Below are 19,426 nucleotides of genomic sequence, written 5' to 3' on the forward strand. Positions count from 1 at the left end.
GAGTGTGATTACATGACCAAATCAGAACTAATTGAAAGGCTGTCTAGTAAACATCCTCATATTTCGGCAAAAATTGTTGAAGATGCAGTTAAAGAAATGCTGGAATATATGGTTACAACATTAGCTCAAGGAGAACGTATTGAAATTCGTGGATTTGGTAGCTTTTCTTTACATTACCGTGCACCACGTACTGGTCGTAACCCAAAAACTGGTGATAAAGTAGAACTAGAAGGAAAATTTGTCCCTCATTTTAAACCGGGAAAAGAATTACGCGATCGTGCTAATATTTATTAATGCTCCATTTATAAAAAATAAAAACGGCACTACGTATTTTAATTTAGTGTCGTTTTTATATTTCAATTTAATCAAATCATTAAAAATTTATTCTTATCTAATTATCAGGTTTATCATAACATAAATAATATTATAAGTTCAATTTTTGAAAAAAGTATATATGTAGATTTTATATTTAAATAAATTAATTGTATTTTGAGCAAAATCATTCATGTATGTTAATTAGGAATTATAATAGTTACTATAAGTACTATATTATTGCACTTTAAATACATTTTGGTTAAATTAGACTTAACCATACCAATTTATATTGGTATTAAAAATTAAATTTTTGCGAATGATATTAAATATAATAAGCAATTAGCTAAAATAGCGTATATTTATATAATGTTTCAAAATAAAGATATTTCAACATGGATGACATTTCAACGATTATGGCCGATGATTACACTGCACAAGATAGGTTTATTTATATCTATTATTGCACTATTAATCAATGCAGCAGTTGATGCTTTAATGCTTTCTTTATTACAACCTTTACTAGACGATGGTTTTGGCAAAACTGATAAATCTGTCTTATTATGGATGCCGATAGCTATTATTACTTTAATGTTAGTGCGTGGTATAACTAGCTATATATCTAGTTATTGTATTTCTTGGGTATCAGGTAATGTTGTAATGAATATGCGTCGTCGTTTATTCCTTCATATAATGGGTATGCCAGTTTCTTTTTTTGATCAACAATCAACGGGTACATTGTTATCACGTATTACTTACGATGCGGAACAAGTTGCCTCTTTATCTTCTAGCGCATTAGTTACAGTGGTAAGAGAAGGTGCTTCTATTGTTGGATTATTTTTGATGATGTTCTATTATAGCTGGCAACTATCAATTATTTTAATATTTTTAGCTCCTATTGTTACTTTTTCAATTTTTACTGTTTCTAAACGTTTTCGTATTATTAGTAATAGTATGCAAAACACTATGGGACAAATTACCACTAGTACTGAACAAATGCTAAAAGGTCATAAAGAAATATTAATTTTTGGTGGGCAAGATTTAGAAGTAAAGAGATTTAAAGAAATTAGTAATAAAATACGCCAACAGAGTATGAAGTTAATTTCTGCATCATCAATTTCAGATACAATTATTCAGTTAATTGCTTCAATATCATTAGCTCTTATACTGTATGCAGCTAGTTTTCCAAAAGTAATTGAAACTTTAAGTGCAGGTACTATTACTGTAGTATTTTCATCAATGATTGCTTTAATGCGTCCATTAAAATCTTTAACTAGCGTTAATACACAATTTCAACGCGGTATGTCCGCATGTCAAATATTATTTACTATATTAGATAGTAAACAAGAGATTGATAATGGTGTACGCGTCATGGATCGTGCAAAAGGCAATATTGAATTTCGTAACGTTACTTTTATGTATCCAGGATTATATATTCCAGCATTACAAAATATTAATTTTCAATTATCAGCAGGTAAAACTATAGCATTAGTAGGTCGCTCTGGATGTGGCAAATCTACTATTGCAAGTTTAATAACACGTTTTTACGATGTTACTCAAGGCTGTATTTTGCTAGATGGTTATGATTTACGTGAATATACGTTACGTTCATTACGTAATCAAATTGCATTAGTTTCGCAAAACGTACATCTATTTAATGATACTATTGCTAATAATATAGCGTATGCTCAAAATCATCAATATACACGAGAAAATATTGAGAAAGTTGCAACCATAGCAAATCTTATGGATTTTATTAAAAATATGGATAATGGTTTAGATACTATTATTGGTGAAAATGGAGTACTCCTCTCAGGTGGTCAACGTCAGCGTATTGCTATTGCACGAGCATTATTGCGTAATTGTCCGATCCTAATTCTTGATGAAGCGACATCTGCTTTAGATACTGAATCAGAACGTGCCATTCAATCAGCATTATATAAATTACAAAAAAATCGTACATCTATAATTATTGCTCATCGCTTATCAACTATTGAAAAAGCTGATGAAATTATAGTGGTAGAAAATGGTTGTATTGTTGAGAGAGGCACTCATGATTTATTGTTGTTTAAAAGAGGAATTTATGCACAACTTCATAAGCTACAATTTGGTCAGTAAGTACATTTGGAATAAAAATTTACCTTTATGGTTATTGTTATGGCCTTTTAGTTTGATATACGAGTTTACCATATGGATAATTCGATTAAGTTTTAATTGTGGATGGTTTAAAAAATGGCAAGCACCTTGCCCAATAGTTATAGTAGGAAATATTACAGTAGGAGGGAGTGGAAAAACGCCAATGGTTATTTGGCTCGTCCAACAACTTAAAGCACGAGGATTAAATGTTGGAGTGGTATCACGCGGCTATAAGGGAAAATCTAACTATTATCCAGTATTAGTCACAAACGAAACACCTGTTAATCAAGCTGGAGATGAAGCAATTTTAATTGTACAACGTACACAAGTTGCATTAGCTGTAGCGCCTAATAGGCGTTTGGCAATAGAAGCCTTACTGGATGTATATGATCTTGATTTAATCATTATGGATGATGGTTTACAACATTATGCATTACAACGTGATTTTGAAATTATTGTAATTGATGGAATACGTAGATTTGGAAATGGTTGGTTATTACCTTCTGGCCCTATGCGTGAAAGAATTTCACGATTAAATGAAGTAGATGCAGTAATTATTAATGGTGGTAAAAGACAAAATTCTGAGATTGGTATGACATTGCAATTTGGATTAGCAGTAAATTTATTAACAGGACAAACAGTTCCTATAAAACAATTATCCACTATTATCGCTATAGCAGGTATTGGAAATCCACAACGTTTTTTTAATATGATTAAAAATCATGGCATTACTCCAAAAGTAGAAATTTCTTTTGAAGATCATTATAATTATGATTCAACAGAATTATATAATCTTACACAAAACAATGAATCTTTATTAATGACAGAAAAAGATGCAGTGAAATGCCGATCTTTTGCTTATCCTCATTGGTGGTATTTACCTGTATATGCATGTATATATGATGGAAACAAGGCAACTGATTTATTGGATAATATTTCAAAATTATGCGTATGAATCTTGTTATTTAATTATCAGAGTTAAATAACAACAAATGTTCTTATTATAAATAATTAATATGATATTACAAATATTTTAAATTATGTGTTAAATTATTTAAGCATATATATGTATTTCTTTAAATAATATTTCTAATATTAAAATAACCTTTACTATATATATATATATATATATAAAATTAAGATAATGGAGAAGATAGTGGATCACCGTTTACTTGAGATTGTTGCTTGTCCACTTTGCAATGGAAAATTATATTTTAATACAATAAAACAAGAACTTATTTGTAAACCTGATGGCTTGGCGTTTCCAGTACGTAACGGTATTCCAATTTTATTAGAACTTGAAGCACGCAACTTATCTATTGAAGAGATACATCCATGAATTTTATTGTTATTATACCAGCTCGTTTTTCCTCAACACGTTTGTCTAATAAACCATTAGTAGATATTAATGGTAAACCGATGGTTTTACATGTTATGCATTGTGCATTTAAATCGGGAGCCAATCGTGTTATTGTTGCGACTGATCATGTTAATGTAGCAAGGATTATTAATGCGGCTGGTGGAGAAGTATGTATGACAAGCATTCATCATCAGTCTGGAACTGAACGTATAGCTGAAGTTATTAACAAATATCAATTTTCTGATGAAACTATCATTGTAAATTTACAAGTAGACGAACCAATGATTCCAATAAATATAGTGCAACAAGTAGCAAATAATTTAGAACGAATGAATGTTAACATGACTACACTAGCAGTAGCTATTAAAAATGCTAAAGAAGCATTGAATCCTAATGTGGTAAAAGTAGTAATAAATAGCAAGGGATATGCGCTTTATTTTTCACGTGCAACTATTCCATGGTGTAGTACAGAAGAATACTATATAAAATCATATAATAATAAATTTATTAAAAATATTTTACTTCGTCATATTGGTATTTACGCTTATCGTGCTGGTTTTCTTCGACGTTATATAATTTGGAAACCTTGTCCGTTAGAACAAATTGAATTATTAGAACAGTTACGAGTTTTATGGTATAATGAGAGAATTCATGTTGATATAGTACAGAAATTACCAAGTTTAAGTGTAGATACAATAGAAGATCTCGAACGTGTTCGTATAGAAATGCAACAAAATAACTTTTAATACTTAATATTTATTAAAAAATAAATATTTATAAATCAATAATTACCTTTTATTTATATGAAACAATAAATAAGAGATAATTTAAATAAATTTATTTTATAAATGAAACACTTTAAGTATTATACTTAACTAATAATTATTATATAATTATTAGTTAACATCCAAATTTTAAATTTTCCGATAAGTAATTAAATATCTACATAATATTTAGATATATTTATACTATAGCTAGTATTTTAAATATATTTCAAGATTTATTTAAAATAAAGGTTAATATGAATTATTGCATCATTCCAGTTACTAGTTTCTCACAAAATTGTTACGTTATTTGGGATAACAATAATAAAGAACAAGCTGCTCTAGTTGATCCAGGTGGAGATGCAGAAAAAATAATTGATATTTTAATAAAACGCAAATTAATTCCATCACAAATTCTGCTTACTCATGGACATCTTGATCATGTGGGTGCCGTATATGAACTATCCTCTTATTATCATATTCCAATTCTTGGCCCTCATTTGCTTGATGCTTTTTGGTTAAATAATCTGTCAATACAAAGTAAAGCGTTTGGTTTACCAGAATGTATGCCAATATTATCAAATCAATGGTTATCAGAAGGAATGAAAATATATGTAGGAAGAGACATAATACTGAAGGTATTACACTGTCCAGGACATACACCAGGACATATTGTATTTTTTGATAGTATAGGACGTTTATTAATTTCTGGTGATGTAATTTTCAACGGAAGCATCGGACGTACTGATTTTCCATCTGGAAACTATAATAAATTAATTGATAGTATAAAAAATAAACTAATACCTTTAGGGGATGACGTAACTTTTTTACCTGGTCATGGATTGATATCAACGTTAGGAGATGAACGTAAAAATAATTTATTTTTAAAATAATAAATTCCTATAAAATATTATTTTTAAAAACTATATATAATTAAATTATAGAAATGACTGCTTCACATAACATAGATATATTTTCCTTAGTTATACCAGCTATATTCATTCTACCAGAATTTAGTATGTATATACCAAACTTTTCACGTAAAAGAATTACTTGATCTTCAGTCAATCCACTTAAAGAAAACATACCATTTTGTTTAATAATAAAATCAAATTTTTCTGTACATCCTTTTTGTTCTAATGTACTAACGAATAATTGACGCATAAACTTAATACGTTTACGCATGTGAGTTAATTCTTCTTCCCACATATTACGTAATGATTTACTACTTAAAATAGTTATTACTATAGCAGCTCCATGTGATGGTGGATTAGAATAGTTAGCACGAATACTATATTTTATTTGGCTAGATATTTTTTTAAGTATATTAGTACTAGATGCAATTAATGTTAATGCACCTACACGTTCATTATATAAACCAAAATTTTTTGAATAAGAACCAGCAATAATTAATTCTTGATGGTAATTTGTAAAAATACGTAATCCTTCTGCATCTTCTTCAATGCCATGAGCAAATCCTTGATAAGCAAAATCAAATAAAGGTAACCAACCTCGTTTTTGTGATAATTGTGCTAATTGATACCATTGATCAATAGTTGGATCAATCCCAGTTGGGTTATGACAGCATCCATGAAATAGAATGACATTACCAGCTTCTGCGTTTTTTAGAGATTTAATCATTCTATCAATATCAAAACTATGATTATCTGGATTATAATAAAAATATTCGGATACTTTTAATCCAACTGCATTAAATATATTTTTATGGTTCGGCCAACTTGGATTACTAATCCAAACACGTTTTGCATTTGTTTGATTAACTATGAAATCTGCAGCTATACGTAGAGCTCCCGTACCACCTGGTACTTGTGCTGTATAAACACGATTTCTAGATATAAATAAACTGTTTTTACCAAACAGTAGTTGTTGAGTATAATATGCGAAATCAAAGGAACCATCGATGTTAAGATAATTTTTAGTGATTTCTTTTTTAAAAATATTTATTTCAGCTTCTCTTACGCAATTAAGAATTGGTGTTCTACTACTTTCATCTTGATATACTCCAACTCCTAAATTAATTTTAGTACTTCGATTATCATCATAAAATAGATTAGCTAAACTAAGAATAGGATCAGGCAAAGCAGCAGGAATAGATTCAAACATAATTGAAGTCCATTTAGATAAAATTTAATACATCTAGATATTTATAAGTCTTTTTATGTGTAAACATAATTAAGTTTAATAAACATATATAAATATATTTTATATATGTTTATTAAATAAACATTAATTTATATTAATTCATATTAAAAAGTTGCATTATTCGGTGTTCTTGGAAAAGGAATAACATCCCGTACGTTATGTACACCGCTTACATAAGCAATTAATCGTTCAAAACCTAAACCAAAACCTGAATGAGGAACTGTTCCATATCTACGTAAATCACGATACCACCAATAATCTTCTTTATTTAATCCCATTGTTACTAATCTTGCATCTAATATTTCTAAACGTTCTTCACGTTGTGAACCTCCAATAATTTCACCTATACCTGGCATTAAAATATCCATTGCAGCTACTGTTTGACCATCTTGATTTAATCGCATATAAAATGCTTTAAGATTTTTAGGATAATTTTTTACGATTACTGGTCTTTTAAAATATTTTTCTGCCAAATAACGTTCATATTCAGAAGATAAATTCATGCCCCATGAAATAGGATATTTAAATTCCTGGCCACTTTTTGAAAGTATATTAATAGCGTCTGTATATTCTATCTGAATGAAATCAGTTTCAATAAATTTTTCTAAACGCGAAACAACATTTTTATTTACATTTTCTGCAAAAAATCTCATATCCTCAATACGTTCTACTAATGCTGCTTTAAATACATATTTTAGCATATTTTCTGCTAAGACGATTACATCATCCAGTGTTGCAAAAGCTATTTCTGGTTCTACCATCCAGAATTCAGCTAAATGTCGACTAGTATTAGAATTTTCTGCTCGAAAAGTAGGTCCAAAAGTATATATTTTAGACAATGCACATGCGTATGTCTCAGCATTGAGCTGTCCAGATACTGATAAAAAAGCTTCTTTACCAAAAAAATCTTGTTTAAAGTTAATATTATTTTGTGAACTAAGTGCTAATTCCTTAATATTTAATGTTGAAACACGAAACATTTCACCTGTTCCTTCAGTATCAAGTAAGGTAATTAGGGGAGTAGGTACCCAAAAATAACCATTTTCATGAAAAAATCGATGCAATGCTTGCGCTAAAGTATGACGTATACGAGAAATAGCACTAATTAAATTAGTTCGTGGACGTAAATGTGCTACTTTACGTAGATATTCAAGACTATGTTTTTTTGCAGATATTGGATATGTCTCAGGATCATCTATCCATCCAATTATTTTAAATATATTAGCTTGTAATTCAATCGTTTGACCTTTACCTAATGAGTTTACTATCACCCCAGTGACCTTTACTGAACAACCAGTAGTCAATTTTAATATTTCATCTTGATAATTATTTAGATCATTATTAGCTATAGCTTGAATAGTCTTCAAACATGAACCATCATAAATACTAATGAACGAAACTCCAGTTTTAGAATCTCTTCTATTACGTACCCATCCACATATAGTAACTTTACTATTAATAGATATATGTCCAGACATAATATCTGATATAGATACGATTCTCATAAATATCTCTCTATATTAATAAATAATCATAATTTTTATAATGTTATAGATAATAAAATATATAATATAAATATATGATCTTGAAATTTAATTTTAATTAGTTTTTAAAAAATTTATCTATTAATTAATTATCTAATATGTATTATCAATGTAATTAAATATGTTTATATTAGCTAATAAGTAATAAAAATTGTATCAATATTAATTATATAATTTGTTCATTATAAACAAAAAAATAATTGATTAACTATATTATAAGATTAGTTATTATTATTTAATCTAAAATTAATTCATTATAAATTAGAATATAGAATAATTAATATTCTATATGTTTAAAGATATATTCCATATATTTGTTAAAGAAAAATTTTGAATTAAAATTTAGAAATCTATTCATCTTAATATATTTAATATAATCTTTTATATTGTATTCATGTTAGCTTACTAAGCTATTTAATCATTTAATTTATTGCTTTACATATTAATTTAATTAAATTTTCTTTTATAATAGAATAAATATAAATTTTATTTTACCTAATATTATAAACTATCATAACTTTTATAAAATTGTTAATGAATACCATAAATTATTATAAGTCTCAATATAATAACACATAGCAGTTAACGCACACATATATATATATAATTCAGTAATGGTAATATTAAAAATTTTATAAATATCTTATCTTCTTAAATAAGATAATCATTATTCATTCCAGTATAAATGAATTTTGCATTAATAAACTATAATAAACTTTATAAGTATTAAATAACATAACATTAATATGTAATATTTTCAAAATATCTATATATAGCTAAAAATTAATTTTTCCATCTTTTATATTTAAATTTCTATAATATATGATTTTGAATCATTTATCTACTTAGGAATAGATATGTTATACACAATAATTCGTTCAATTTTATTTAGACTTGAGCCAGAACATGCACATAGATTTATTCTTCAACAATTACGTTTTATTAAAGGTACATTACTAGAAAGATTAATTCATCAATCATTACCTATTCGACCGATTAAATGCATGGGATTGCATTTTCCTAATGCATTAGGTCTTGCTGCTGGCTTAGATAAAAATGGTGAATGTATTGATATTTTTAGCATTATGGGATTTGGTTTTATTGAAGTTGGAACTGTAACTCCATTACCTCAATTGGGCAATGTAAAGCCTCGTGTATTTCGTTTAGTAGAAGCAGAAGGTATTATAAATAGTATGGGATTTAATAACCAAGGAGTAGATTATTTAGTAGAAAATATTAGTAAATCAAAATTTAAAGGTATTTTAGGAATTAATATCGGTATAAATAAAAATACACCTTTAGAAAAAATGAAAGAAGATTATATAACTTGTATGGAAAAAGTATATATGCATGCAGGATATATTGCAATTAATATTTCTTCACCTAATACATTAAATTTACGTATGCTACAATGTGGTCAAAATTTAGATAATTTACTTGCATCTATAAAATTAAAACAAAAGGAACTTCAGAAAAAATATATTAAATATGTTCCAATAGTAATAAAGATCGCACCAGATCTTAGCGAAGAAGAATTAATTAAATTGGCAGATAGTTTAGTATGTTACCATATAGATGGTGTAATTGCTACCAATAGCACTTTAGATCGTAAATTTGTAACAGGATTAAGATATGCTAAACAACAAGGAGGATTGAGTGGGAGACCCATACAGTCCAAAAGTACTAAAATTATTCATCTTTTATCTCAAGAACTAAAAGGAAAATTACCTATTATCGGTGTAGGAGGTATAGATTCATTAGTATCTGCACGTGAAAAAATTGATGCAGGAGCTACATTAATTCAAATATATTCTGGTTTAATTTATCACGGTCCATCTTTAATTAAAAAAATTGTATCTTTTCTTTAAATATAAAGAATCTTTACATTATAAATATTAATTAATAATATTAAATAGTTTTAAAAAACAATATCAACAATTCTTAATTTATTTTAAATAATATAATTTAAAATTCAATTAAATTAATATCGCTCTCAGGAATACAACTACAACAAAGTATTATATTATCTCTATATATTAAATGTTCAGTCAATTTTCTTACTCTTCCTGCAATAAGAGCAAGCTTACATATTCCACAAATACCAGCTCTACAAGAATAAGGAATATTAAATCCTTGTATCTCTAATTGTTCAAGTAAAATTTGCTGATTATTACCAAAAAATTTTTTATCTAGATAAGTAATAACCACCATATGATAATTATCATATGGTACAAACATTTTGTCATTCATAAATAAAGAGTAGTCATAATGTCTACTACAAAATAGTAGTTTTATTTAAACACATATGTTTTATGATTAATTATTTTAATAGTGTAATATGTAATAGCGATCAATTATAGTATATATACTATGTTAGGTTGTATTCTTAATATAATCACTAATTATTAATATAATAATCTAATTATTATAAATAAGCATATTTTTATACAATTTATAATTTTTATAAAAAATAAATTATTAAAAATATTATTATAATACATACGTTATATAAATTATAAAAATTATATATTTAGTATATATGTAAAATATACAATTATTTATAATAATCAACTTTTACAAATGAAATGATTATAAATCATCTTAAAATAATTATATTACTTTTAAACATACTTAAATATTCATCGGATATAAATTTATATGATAATTATAAATAATTAAATTATTTATAATAGAATTATTTTAATTTTGCTCATTCTATTTAAAAACATAAATAAATATTTTTAAACTTAAAAAACCAACTTAACTATAAATCACTATATATTTATAGTATAATAAATAATTTAAGGTTAATAGTTATTAACTATATCAATTAATTGATCATTAAAAATTGGATTAAATTATTTATATAAATGTAATTGATTTTTATTAACATAAAAATCAATTAAAAAACTATTTACATAAATAAATTTTTATAGCAATTTATCTCTTAAGGTATTAAATAGAATAATCTATTTTAAATAAACCTACTTTCAGATCAATAGAAGTATAAATTGGATTACCATCAGCAAAAACTTCACCGTCTGCTATACCCATAACTAACTTACGTTTAATTACACGTTTAAAATGTATTTTATACGTTACTTTTTTCATAGTTGGTAAAACTTGACCAATAAATTTTACTTCATTTACACCTAAAGCACGACCTTTACCTTTTGAACCTAACCAACCAAGATAAAATCCTACTAATTGCCACATTGCATCTAAACCAAGACAACCTGGCATAACTGGATCACCAATAAAATGACAATCAAAAAACCAAAGATCAGGTCTAATATCTAATTCAGCTTCTATAAATCCCTTTCCAAATTTCCCTCCGTTTTGAGTCATTTTAATTATGCGATCTATCATTAACATATTTCCAGATGGAAGAGGAGGACCATTTTTACCAAATAATTTACTATGGCTTGAAGCAATGAGATCCTCTTTAGTATAAGATTCACGTCTATCTAGCATATTATTTATATACCTTTTTATTAATAAAAGTAAATATTATCAAAAATATATATAGTAAAGTGTTATACATGACGCTTAAACCAATTAAAACAATTTAAGGACCATAAACTTTGATTTTTACTATTTTTATTCATTTGAGTAATACGTTCAAGAATAATATGTAATAACGATTCATCCTGTTGACTCTGCCAAACTATACCACTAAGTAATAATAGTGCTTCATCTACATTTTTAATTGCCCAAATATGAAATTTTTCTTGTTTTACGGCATTTACCACAGCTTGATTTAAACTAAGATGACATACATTATTAGATGGTAAAATAACACCTTGTTTACCAGTAAGTCCTCTTGTGTTACATATATAGAAAAAACTTTCTATTTTTTCATTGAGACTACCTACAGATTGTACATTCCCAAATTGATCTACTGAACCAGTTACTGCAATTTGTTGTGTTAATGGTCGATTTGATAAAGCACTAATTAATACACAGAGCTCAGCCAATGAAGCACTATCTCCATTCACTTCTGAATAAGATTGTTCAAAAACCAAGGAAGCAGAGAAAGGTAGTTGTTCTCCTAATTTTAGTTTTGAAATAAGGTAAGATTGCATAATTAATAAGCCTTTTGTATGTATATCCCCTCCCAATTCAGATTTACGTTCAATATCAACACACTCTCCATCACCAGGATGTACTACACAGGTGATACGACATGGCTCTCCCCAAGGTCGAGGATGACCTGGTATTTCTACTACAGATAAACTATTAATCTGACCTACTATACTACCTTTAGTATCTATCATAATTTGATTAGAAAGTATATCATTATATATACGATCGCTAATAAAGTTTTCACGCCATATACGTGTTTCTAGTGATTCCTGCAAAGATTGAGAATTTAATATACCATGTAAAGCAGTTTCTTGTAATTGATGAGATAACCAGCGAGGACAAAGTGGTAATAATTTTTGATCACCGGTCATCCGTACTGCTTCGTTAATAAATGCAGGCCAAAAATCTAATGTTGGTTTAGAAACACCTAAAATCTTTATTTGAGATAGTGTCCATTGACACCAGGCTTTCATCTCATTTTTACCTAATATTTGTAAAGTTTCTTCGAATTCACTATATAGTGCTATTTTATATATTTCTGGATCCAACTCTCGAAAATTAGCAAGAGCATTATGATCACCACATAGTACTAAACGTAACTGTAAAGGTAAGGGTGGTATAAATATAGGAAATGGTCGATACTCATCTTCTGCATACCAATTAAAGTAACCTTGTTCAAGGTATGTACGTAAACGTAACCAAAGAGAAGGTTGTGCTAATAGTGTATCTATTGATAAGATGAGAGTTCCTCCATTAGCTTGATGAATTAAACCAGCTTCTGGCTGTATACAGTCTTTATATTTACGTATACAACCAAGAAATTGTTTAGATTCAATCCAATTAGCGTAATATACACCACCTTGAGTTGTAAATGGACATGTAATATCACTAGGTGGTAAAAGTTTAACATTATTTCTAATTATTTGATATTCTCCGCCAAATAAAATTTTTTTTCTTGGGAGAAAATGTTGTGCCGCTTTTGCAATCCAACTTAAATAATTATTATTTTGTTGACTTCGCAGCAATAACAGTGGAAAACTTTGTGTTTGATGATGTAAATGTGCTAATGCATTAAATAAACGTGGTTGAACTGCAGCAAAACTATCTTTATGCTCTAAAAAAGAGATATCTGAAAAAGTAGATTCGTAAAGGCTGCTATTGGGCTGAAGAGCCCGCCATGTAAGACGATTATTAGTCAAGATATTAATATTATTTAGCTATATTAAATATAATTATACGTTGTATTTTAAAAATTAAAAATGAACTTAAAACCTCGCTAAAGCGAGGTTTTAAGATACACATACTTAAACATTAGTTTAAGTTACTACATTTTTAACACCTTGCATATTAATTTCAACACGCCGATCCGGTGCTAAACACTTAATCAGAACGTTACGACTTTTAATATTATCGCAAATATGACCAGTTACTGGATTAATTTTACCCTGGCTACTTGAAGAAATGTTTTTATAAGGTACACCTTTAGATATTAAATAATTAACTACAGATTGCGAACGTTTCTTAGATAACTTTTGATTATAGATCTTTGATCCAATACGATCAGAAAACCCTACAATCATGATATGTACGTTTTTTGAATCCATTGTTTTGAATTGATTATATACTTTTTCTAAAGTTTGTTTTCCTTTCATGCTTAAGGTAGTGTTATTAAACTTAAATAAAATATCTGATCTTGAATTAAAATGCTTAGGTTTAACACTTGCAATTGCTGTAGAATTTTTTACAACAGGTATACTTGCTGGTGTAATAATTGGATTTTTTTCTTCATCATTACTAAAATGATAAGAAATACCAATAGTTAAAGAACCATTATCAGGCTGTGTACCAACGGTATTTATATCACCTATATCACTAACCCATTGATAATCTAAACGAGTTGACCAATGCTTATTTAATGCATATTCAATGCCAACAGCGGCTAATGGAGAAATACCAGTGTCATGGTTAGTAATACGATTGTAATCTAAATTACTTTGGGTTGAATCAGCACGCCAAACCATACCACCTAGACGAGTATAAACACCTAACTTGCTATTAATTGGATAATTCAATTTAGTAGTTAATTGAACTCCTTGTGCTTTGAAGGCCCCATTAACATCATCTCCTTTATAAGCCATACGACCTAACCAATCATATCCAAGCTCAAAGTCTAAGTATCGATGTTTTGTTTTATAACCTAAAAATGCACCGGCACCTAATTGTGATTTAAGAGTAGGGCCATCATTGTTTTCGTAATTATTACCATAATAAAGAGTATCATGGTATCGAGACCAACTTAATTTAGCACCGCTGTACCAGATATGATCTTTAGGCATAGATTGAGCAACACTAGTATAACCAATTAGTGATATTGCAATTGCGATAGCTGTTTTATTCATTTTCCGCCTCATTATCATCCAAACACAGGTAATGAGCAAATGTTGCTGCTCTTGGTTGTAATGTTTTGCTGGGTTAAAATGCTCAGTTATAAAACTACCGAAATAAACAGAGATTATTGAACACCCTAGCAAATTAAATTCTATAACGAGATTGGAAAGTTACAAGTATGATTTGATGCTAATCAGTAAAATTGAGATATGTAATTTCTGAATATTTAAATTAAACTTAATCAAATTATACAATTTCCTAATTAACTTAAAATAATCAATAAATTTATTTAAAGATTATTTTTTTGTTGTTTAAAATAACTAGATACATATTATATTATAAAGTTTATTTATTCTCAAATAAAAATAAACTTTATAATATATTTATTATATTCAATATATTTTATTTTAAATAAAATATATCATGATATACAAACATTTTATATTTTATTTTAGTTTTAGCAATGATTAATTTAAATATATAAAGTTAAATTTATTTAACAAATAAAATTAACTAAATTATTTATTTGTTTCACACATATAATTTTTAATTTTTTAACACTATTCGTCATTTTAAATAAAAAATATTTTAATATTAAATATTACTTAGTATCATTATCAATATTCTTTTAAAAAACACCACCTTTAATATTTATTACATATATTAATATTATTTAAGGTCTTGATTAGAATCTTTAATACATAAATATACATGTATATATTGAATTTATATTTTAAAAAATAAATATATAATAATTACATATATTAAATAATAATTAATCATTGTTTAATGACGCATACGAGGAATTTTTAGTTGCCGACGAATTAAAGCAGCTAATTCATCCATAGATGGTTGTTCCGGATGTTCAAATAAAGTCTCAACGGTTAATTGAATTTCAGCAACATAAGTATGAATCTGTTCTCCTTCTGCATCTTCTATAATCACATGATACCAAGGTACAGTGCGCAATGATTCAGTTGTATCAACTTCTTCAAGTTTAGGTTCATCTAATGAGTATTCTGGATCAACATCCACAATTACACCAAGTACTCCAGAAAGACGATGTCGGACCTGCTGTCCAATTCCAAATTTAGTGTCAATCATTATGTTCTCCCACGACTTGCTCTGCAAGCAATATAGTGATAAGGACAGCATTTTAAAATTAGAAAAATATAGATAAAATCTTTTTAGATAAAAAATTACTTTTAAAATTTATTTCCATATATATATATACCTTCTAATTCTATAAATTAATATAACTAAAGAATTTTAATAGTTATTATTTAAATGATTTGATGAATTTTATTTTTAACGCAAATTTATTATAAATATTATTTAAACTTAAAATATTTTTTTTGATAGTTTTAAACTAAATGGGTACTCCTAAATGATAAGTTACATAGGAAATACCCATTTTATAGTTTATTTAAAGACATTTAACTGATTTTGGCAATCCAGCAATTTTAGTAGCTTGTTTTATAGGACCTTTAGGAAATAAATAAAAGAGATAATGGCTATTACCTTTTACTTTACCATATTCTTTTATCATAGCTTTTACTAAAAATCTCATTGTAGGAACTATATTATACTTTTTATAAAAAGAACGTATAAAATACACAATTTCCCAATGTTCTTCATTCATAATAAGTTCTTCTTGTTTAGCAGTAGCTTTTGCCCATATTATGTTCCAATTTGCACTATTCTTTAGATATCCTTCTGGATCTGTTTTGATATTTTCATCAATGGATATCACATAACTATCTCCTATTATTTATAGTATAACCAATATGAGTAATTAATCTTTATTAGCTATTCCTAAGCCTAAAAGGCTAACGAAAATATTATAAAGTGATACATATAAACTAATAGTTGCACGTATATAGTTAGTTTCTCCACCATGAATTATATTACTTGTTTCCCATAAAATAGCTGTTGTAGAAAAAAGAGTAAATAATACACTAATGGTTAATTGGAGTGCTGGTAAATGTAAAAAAAAGTTTGCAATAATAGCTGATAATATTACTATAAAACCTGCCATCATCACTCCACTTAAAAATGACATATCACGACGCGTTGTTAATACATAAGTAGAACAGCAAAAAAATATCAGCGTTGTAGCTCCTAATGTAATAGCAATTACACTACCCATATCTGCTGATAATAAGGAAGTGAGAATTGGACCTAAACAATAGCCTAAAAAACCCGTGAAAGCAAACGCTGCTAAAATACCACTTGGTTTATTAGCTAAACTATTCGTCAAAAACATTAAACCATAAAAACCCACCAACATCACAATTAATCCTGGAGGAGGTAAATGATAAAATGTACTAAAAGTAGCAGTAAGAGTCGAAAAAGCTAACGTTAAACCAAGCAAAAAATAAGTATTACGAAGTACCTTATGTGTACTAATCAATGATTGTTGATGTGAAGAACTAATAATCTTATCCATAATAGTCCCCTTATTCTAGATATAATAAAGATTATATTAAATAATACACACTACCTACTAGATAGCAAATAGATTTTTTTCATTCATGTGATAAAATTAAATAATTAAAAATTTAAATTTTGTAACTGCTTTAAAATAGATAATTAATACATACATTATATTGAGATGAGAAAAATTTATATTATATTATATTAGGAGGAGTGGCCGAGTGGTTTAAGGCAACGGTCTTGAAAACCGTCAATGGGCAACTGTTCGAGAGTTCGAATCTCTCCTCCTCCATTTTAATTTTAGTTATTAAACTAACTATATTAATTTGCTGAATGTATAACTGGTGATTATTTATTATAGTCCATTTCACATGAAGTTATTAACTCCATTAGTAAGTAGCAATTTTGATTTTAAAACATTTTTGAATAGTACGACTAATCAACCTGGTGTTTATCGTATGTATGATAAACTAGGTAAAGTAATTTATGTAGGCAAAGCTAAAGATCTTAAACAACGCTTAAGCAGTTATTCATATTTAAATTCTAAAAATGAAAAAACTAAATTATTAATAAGTTATATTCAAAACATTGATATTACCGTTACACATACTGAAATTGAAGCTCTATTACTTGAACATAATTATATCAAATTTTATCAACCTAAATATAATGTTCTATTACGTGATGATAAATCCTATCCTTATATTTTTTTAAGTAATGACATACATCCACGTTTAACTATATATCGTGGTAAATGTCCAAACGGTGAATTTTTTGGTCCATTTCCTAATGGTTTTGCAATAAAAGAAGCTTTAAAATTACTTCAAAAAGTGTTTCCAATTCGTCAATGTAAAAACGATGTATATCAAAATCGCTCACGACCATGTTTGTTGTATCAAATAAATCGCTGTCTTGCACCTTGTATAAAAGGTCTAGTAAGTGATAAGGAATACGCACAACAAGTGCAATATGTACGTTTATTTCTTTCAGGAAGAGATAATCAAATAATTACGTTATTAATACAACGTATGGAAAAGGCCAGCACATCATTACATTTTGAAGAAGCAATAAAATTACGTAACCAAATCAAAATAATTCGTCAATTAACTACAAAACAATATATTGATAGTCAATGTGAAGATCTTGATGTTATAGGTATGGCTTATGATTTTGGAATTGCCTGTATACATTTATTATTTATTCGACAAAATAAAATATTAGGTAGTCAAAGTTTTTTTCCTAAAATACCCATCAGTACCGATTTTACTGAAATAATACAAACATTTTTAGGTCAATATTATTTACAAGGAAATAATACTCGTACTGTGCCTGTTAGTATTTTATTAAATGATGAATTACCAGAACGTAAATTGCTACAAGATTCATTAGAGATAATAACTGGTCGTAAAATTACTATAATTAATAAATTAAACAGTAATGAAAAAGAACACTATCTTCAATTAGCTAATACTAATGCTTTAGCAGCATTAAAAGCTCGCATTTTACAAAATTCAATTATACAACAACGTATATTGGCCCTAGAATCATTTATTCAAATAAATAAAATTAACCGTATAGAATGTTTTGATATTAGTCATACTATGGGTGATAATACTACTGGAGCTTGCGTAGTATTTAATCGTAATGGTCCATTATACTCTGAATACCGAAGGTATAATATTAAAGATATTACTCCAGGTAATGATTATGCAGCTATTAATCAAGTATTATTGCAACATTATAAAAATATATTAACAAAAAATAAAATTCCAGATGTAATTATAATTGATGGAGGTAAAGGACAATTAGCACAAGCTCAAAAAACTATGATTATTTTAGAAAAAATATGGAATAAAAAACATCCAATACTAATTGCAATTGCAAAGAACAAAAAAAGAAAAAAAGGATTAGAAACTCTTTTTTTAAAATCAAAAGGTATAGGTATCTCTTTACCGAACGACTCTTTAGTATTACAGATTATTCAGCATATACGTAACCACGCTCATAATTATGCTATTTGTGGTCATCGAAAAAAACAATCAAAAATAAAGAATAGTAATATACTAGAAAAGATTCAAGGAATTGGTCCAAAAAGAAAACGACAATTATTACAATATATGGGTGGTTTACAACCATTAATAAACGCCAATATTGAAGATCTTGTTAAAGTACCTGGTATTTCTTGTACTTTAGCAAAAAAAATTTATTTTTCACTTAAAAATTCATCACTTTAATAA

The 19,426-nt window shown here is 27.3% G+C and carries 17 protein-coding genes and 1 tRNA gene; 9 read left to right on the top strand and 9 right to left on the bottom strand.

Translation table 11 applies throughout. The features are described from left to right. Positions 1-12 precede the first annotated feature (12 nt). The 6 genes from ihfB (at position 13) to FD727_RS00370 (ending at position 5,465) form a co-directional block, all read left to right on the top strand. Complete coding sequence (ihfB, locus tag FD727_RS00345; protein ID WP_159938190.1) at positions 13-294, top strand: integration host factor subunit beta; 282 nt, start codon at positions 13-15, stop codon at positions 292-294. Positions 295-681: 387 nt separating this feature from the next. After that, positions 682-2,430, top strand: a complete 1,749-nt coding sequence (msbA, locus tag FD727_RS00350; RefSeq protein WP_159938191.1) for a lipid A ABC transporter ATP-binding protein/permease MsbA — start codon at positions 682-684, stop codon at positions 2,428-2,430. Then, positions 2,420-3,403, top strand: coding sequence for a tetraacyldisaccharide 4'-kinase (lpxK, locus tag FD727_RS00355; RefSeq protein ID WP_236393551.1), 984 nt, complete (start codon positions 2,420-2,422; stop codon positions 3,401-3,403). The genes msbA and lpxK overlap by 11 nt, the downstream gene beginning before the upstream one ends. Before the next feature lie 201 nt (positions 3,404-3,604). Next, positions 3,605-3,787: a Trm112 family protein gene (locus tag FD727_RS00360; protein WP_159938193.1), complete on the top strand. Its 183-nt coding sequence runs from the start codon at positions 3,605-3,607 to the stop codon at positions 3,785-3,787. Further along, positions 3,784-4,554, top strand: coding sequence for a 3-deoxy-manno-octulosonate cytidylyltransferase (kdsB, locus tag FD727_RS00365; RefSeq protein ID WP_159938194.1), 771 nt, complete (start codon positions 3,784-3,786; stop codon positions 4,552-4,554). The genes FD727_RS00360 and kdsB overlap by 4 nt, the downstream gene beginning before the upstream one ends. Before the next feature lie 275 nt (positions 4,555-4,829). After that, positions 4,830-5,465, top strand: coding sequence for an MBL fold metallo-hydrolase (locus FD727_RS00370; RefSeq protein WP_159938195.1), 636 nt, complete (start codon positions 4,830-4,832; stop codon positions 5,463-5,465). A 40-nt stretch (positions 5,466-5,505) separates the two neighbouring features. Here the strand turns inward: FD727_RS00370 and FD727_RS00375 are convergent, their stop codons facing one another. Further along, a complete protein-coding gene (locus tag FD727_RS00375; RefSeq protein WP_159938196.1) occupies positions 5,506-6,696 on the bottom strand; it encodes an amino acid aminotransferase in 1,191 nt (396 codons plus the stop codon). 143 nt (positions 6,697-6,839) lie between these two features. Then, the gene (gene asnS / locus FD727_RS00380; RefSeq protein ID WP_159938197.1) at positions 6,840-8,240 is read right to left on the bottom strand and encodes an asparagine--tRNA ligase; all 1,401 of its coding nucleotides are present in this window, start codon (positions 8,238-8,240) and stop codon (positions 6,840-6,842) included. Between the two features lie 896 nt (positions 8,241-9,136). Between asnS and pyrD the strand changes: the two genes are divergently transcribed. After that, complete coding sequence (gene pyrD / locus FD727_RS00385) at positions 9,137-10,147, top strand: quinone-dependent dihydroorotate dehydrogenase (RefSeq protein ID WP_159938198.1); 1,011 nt, start codon at positions 9,137-9,139, stop codon at positions 10,145-10,147. 97 nt (positions 10,148-10,244) lie between these two features. On the opposite strand, the gene FD727_RS00390 is transcribed toward pyrD, so the two are convergent. The 7 genes from FD727_RS00390 to yccA all read right to left on the bottom strand — a co-directional run bounded on the left by FD727_RS00390 (position 10,245) and on the right by yccA (position 17,202). Next, positions 10,245-10,517 carry a 2Fe-2S iron-sulfur cluster-binding protein gene (locus tag FD727_RS00390; RefSeq protein ID WP_370515947.1) on the bottom strand — a complete coding sequence of 91 codons (273 nt, stop codon included), beginning with the start codon at positions 10,515-10,517 and terminating at the stop codon, positions 10,245-10,247. A 717-nt stretch (positions 10,518-11,234) separates the two neighbouring features. Next, positions 11,235-11,753, bottom strand: a complete 519-nt coding sequence (fabA, locus tag FD727_RS00395) for a bifunctional 3-hydroxydecanoyl-ACP dehydratase/trans-2-decenoyl-ACP isomerase (protein WP_159938200.1) — start codon at positions 11,751-11,753, stop codon at positions 11,235-11,237. Between the two features lie 62 nt (positions 11,754-11,815). Then, complete coding sequence (locus FD727_RS00400) at positions 11,816-13,564, bottom strand: Lon protease family protein (protein WP_159938201.1); 1,749 nt, start codon at positions 13,562-13,564, stop codon at positions 11,816-11,818. Between the two features lie 117 nt (positions 13,565-13,681). Then, positions 13,682-14,764 (bottom strand): porin OmpA, encoded by a 1,083-nt coding sequence (gene ompA / locus FD727_RS00405; RefSeq protein ID WP_159938202.1) that lies wholly within the window; start codon positions 14,762-14,764, stop codon positions 13,682-13,684. A 775-nt stretch (positions 14,765-15,539) separates the two neighbouring features. Beyond that, a complete protein-coding gene (hspQ, locus tag FD727_RS00410; protein WP_159938203.1) occupies positions 15,540-15,857 on the bottom strand; it encodes a heat shock protein HspQ in 318 nt (105 codons plus the stop codon). Between the two features lie 322 nt (positions 15,858-16,179). Further along, positions 16,180-16,506, bottom strand: coding sequence for a TusE/DsrC/DsvC family sulfur relay protein (locus FD727_RS00415; protein WP_159938204.1), 327 nt, complete (start codon positions 16,504-16,506; stop codon positions 16,180-16,182). 42 nt (positions 16,507-16,548) lie between these two features. Further along, complete coding sequence (gene yccA / locus FD727_RS00420; RefSeq protein ID WP_159938205.1) at positions 16,549-17,202, bottom strand: FtsH protease modulator YccA; 654 nt, start codon at positions 17,200-17,202, stop codon at positions 16,549-16,551. A 194-nt stretch (positions 17,203-17,396) separates the two neighbouring features. On the opposite strand from yccA, the gene FD727_RS00425 reads away from it, so the two are divergent. Beyond that, positions 17,397-17,481, top strand: a tRNA-Ser gene (locus FD727_RS00425). A gap of 79 nt (positions 17,482-17,560) precedes the next feature. Beyond that, positions 17,561-19,423, top strand: coding sequence for an excinuclease ABC subunit UvrC (gene uvrC, locus FD727_RS00430; protein ID WP_159938206.1), 1,863 nt, complete (start codon positions 17,561-17,563; stop codon positions 19,421-19,423). The last annotated feature ends 3 nt before the right edge of the window (positions 19,424-19,426 follow it).

The organism is Pantoea sp. Mhis, assembly GCF_009830015.1.

What these genes read in the sequence shown, in the direction of transcription:
- ihfB (WP_159938190.1), top strand. Translation starts at nt 13, where the DNA reads ATGACCAAATCAGAACTAATTGAAAGGCTGTCTAGTAAACATCCTCAT.
- msbA (WP_159938191.1), top strand. Translation starts at nt 682, where the DNA reads ATGTTTCAAAATAAAGATATTTCAACATGGATGACATTTCAACGATTA.
- kdsB (WP_159938194.1), top strand. Translation starts at nt 3,784, where the DNA reads ATGAATTTTATTGTTATTATACCAGCTCGTTTTTCCTCAACACGTTTG.
- FD727_RS00370 (WP_159938195.1), top strand. Translation starts at nt 4,830, where the DNA reads ATGAATTATTGCATCATTCCAGTTACTAGTTTCTCACAAAATTGTTAC.
- FD727_RS00375 (WP_159938196.1), bottom strand. Translation starts at nt 6,696, where the DNA reads ATGTTTGAATCTATTCCTGCTGCTTTGCCTGATCCTATTCTTAGTTTA.
- asnS (WP_159938197.1), bottom strand. Translation starts at nt 8,240, where the DNA reads ATGAGAATCGTATCTATATCAGATATTATGTCTGGACATATATCTATT.
- pyrD (WP_159938198.1), top strand. Translation starts at nt 9,137, where the DNA reads ATGTTATACACAATAATTCGTTCAATTTTATTTAGACTTGAGCCAGAA.
- FD727_RS00390 (WP_370515947.1), bottom strand. Translation starts at nt 10,517, where the DNA reads ATGTTTGTACCATATGATAATTATCATATGGTGGTTATTACTTATCTA.
- fabA (WP_159938200.1), bottom strand. Translation starts at nt 11,753, where the DNA reads ATGCTAGATAGACGTGAATCTTATACTAAAGAGGATCTCATTGCTTCA.
- ompA (WP_159938202.1), bottom strand. Translation starts at nt 14,764, where the DNA reads ATGAATAAAACAGCTATCGCAATTGCAATATCACTAATTGGTTATACT.
- hspQ (WP_159938203.1), bottom strand. Translation starts at nt 15,857, where the DNA reads ATGATTGACACTAAATTTGGAATTGGACAGCAGGTCCGACATCGTCTT.
- yccA (WP_159938205.1), bottom strand. Translation starts at nt 17,202, where the DNA reads ATGGATAAGATTATTAGTTCTTCACATCAACAATCATTGATTAGTACA.
- uvrC (WP_159938206.1), top strand. Translation starts at nt 17,561, where the DNA reads ATGAAGTTATTAACTCCATTAGTAAGTAGCAATTTTGATTTTAAAACA.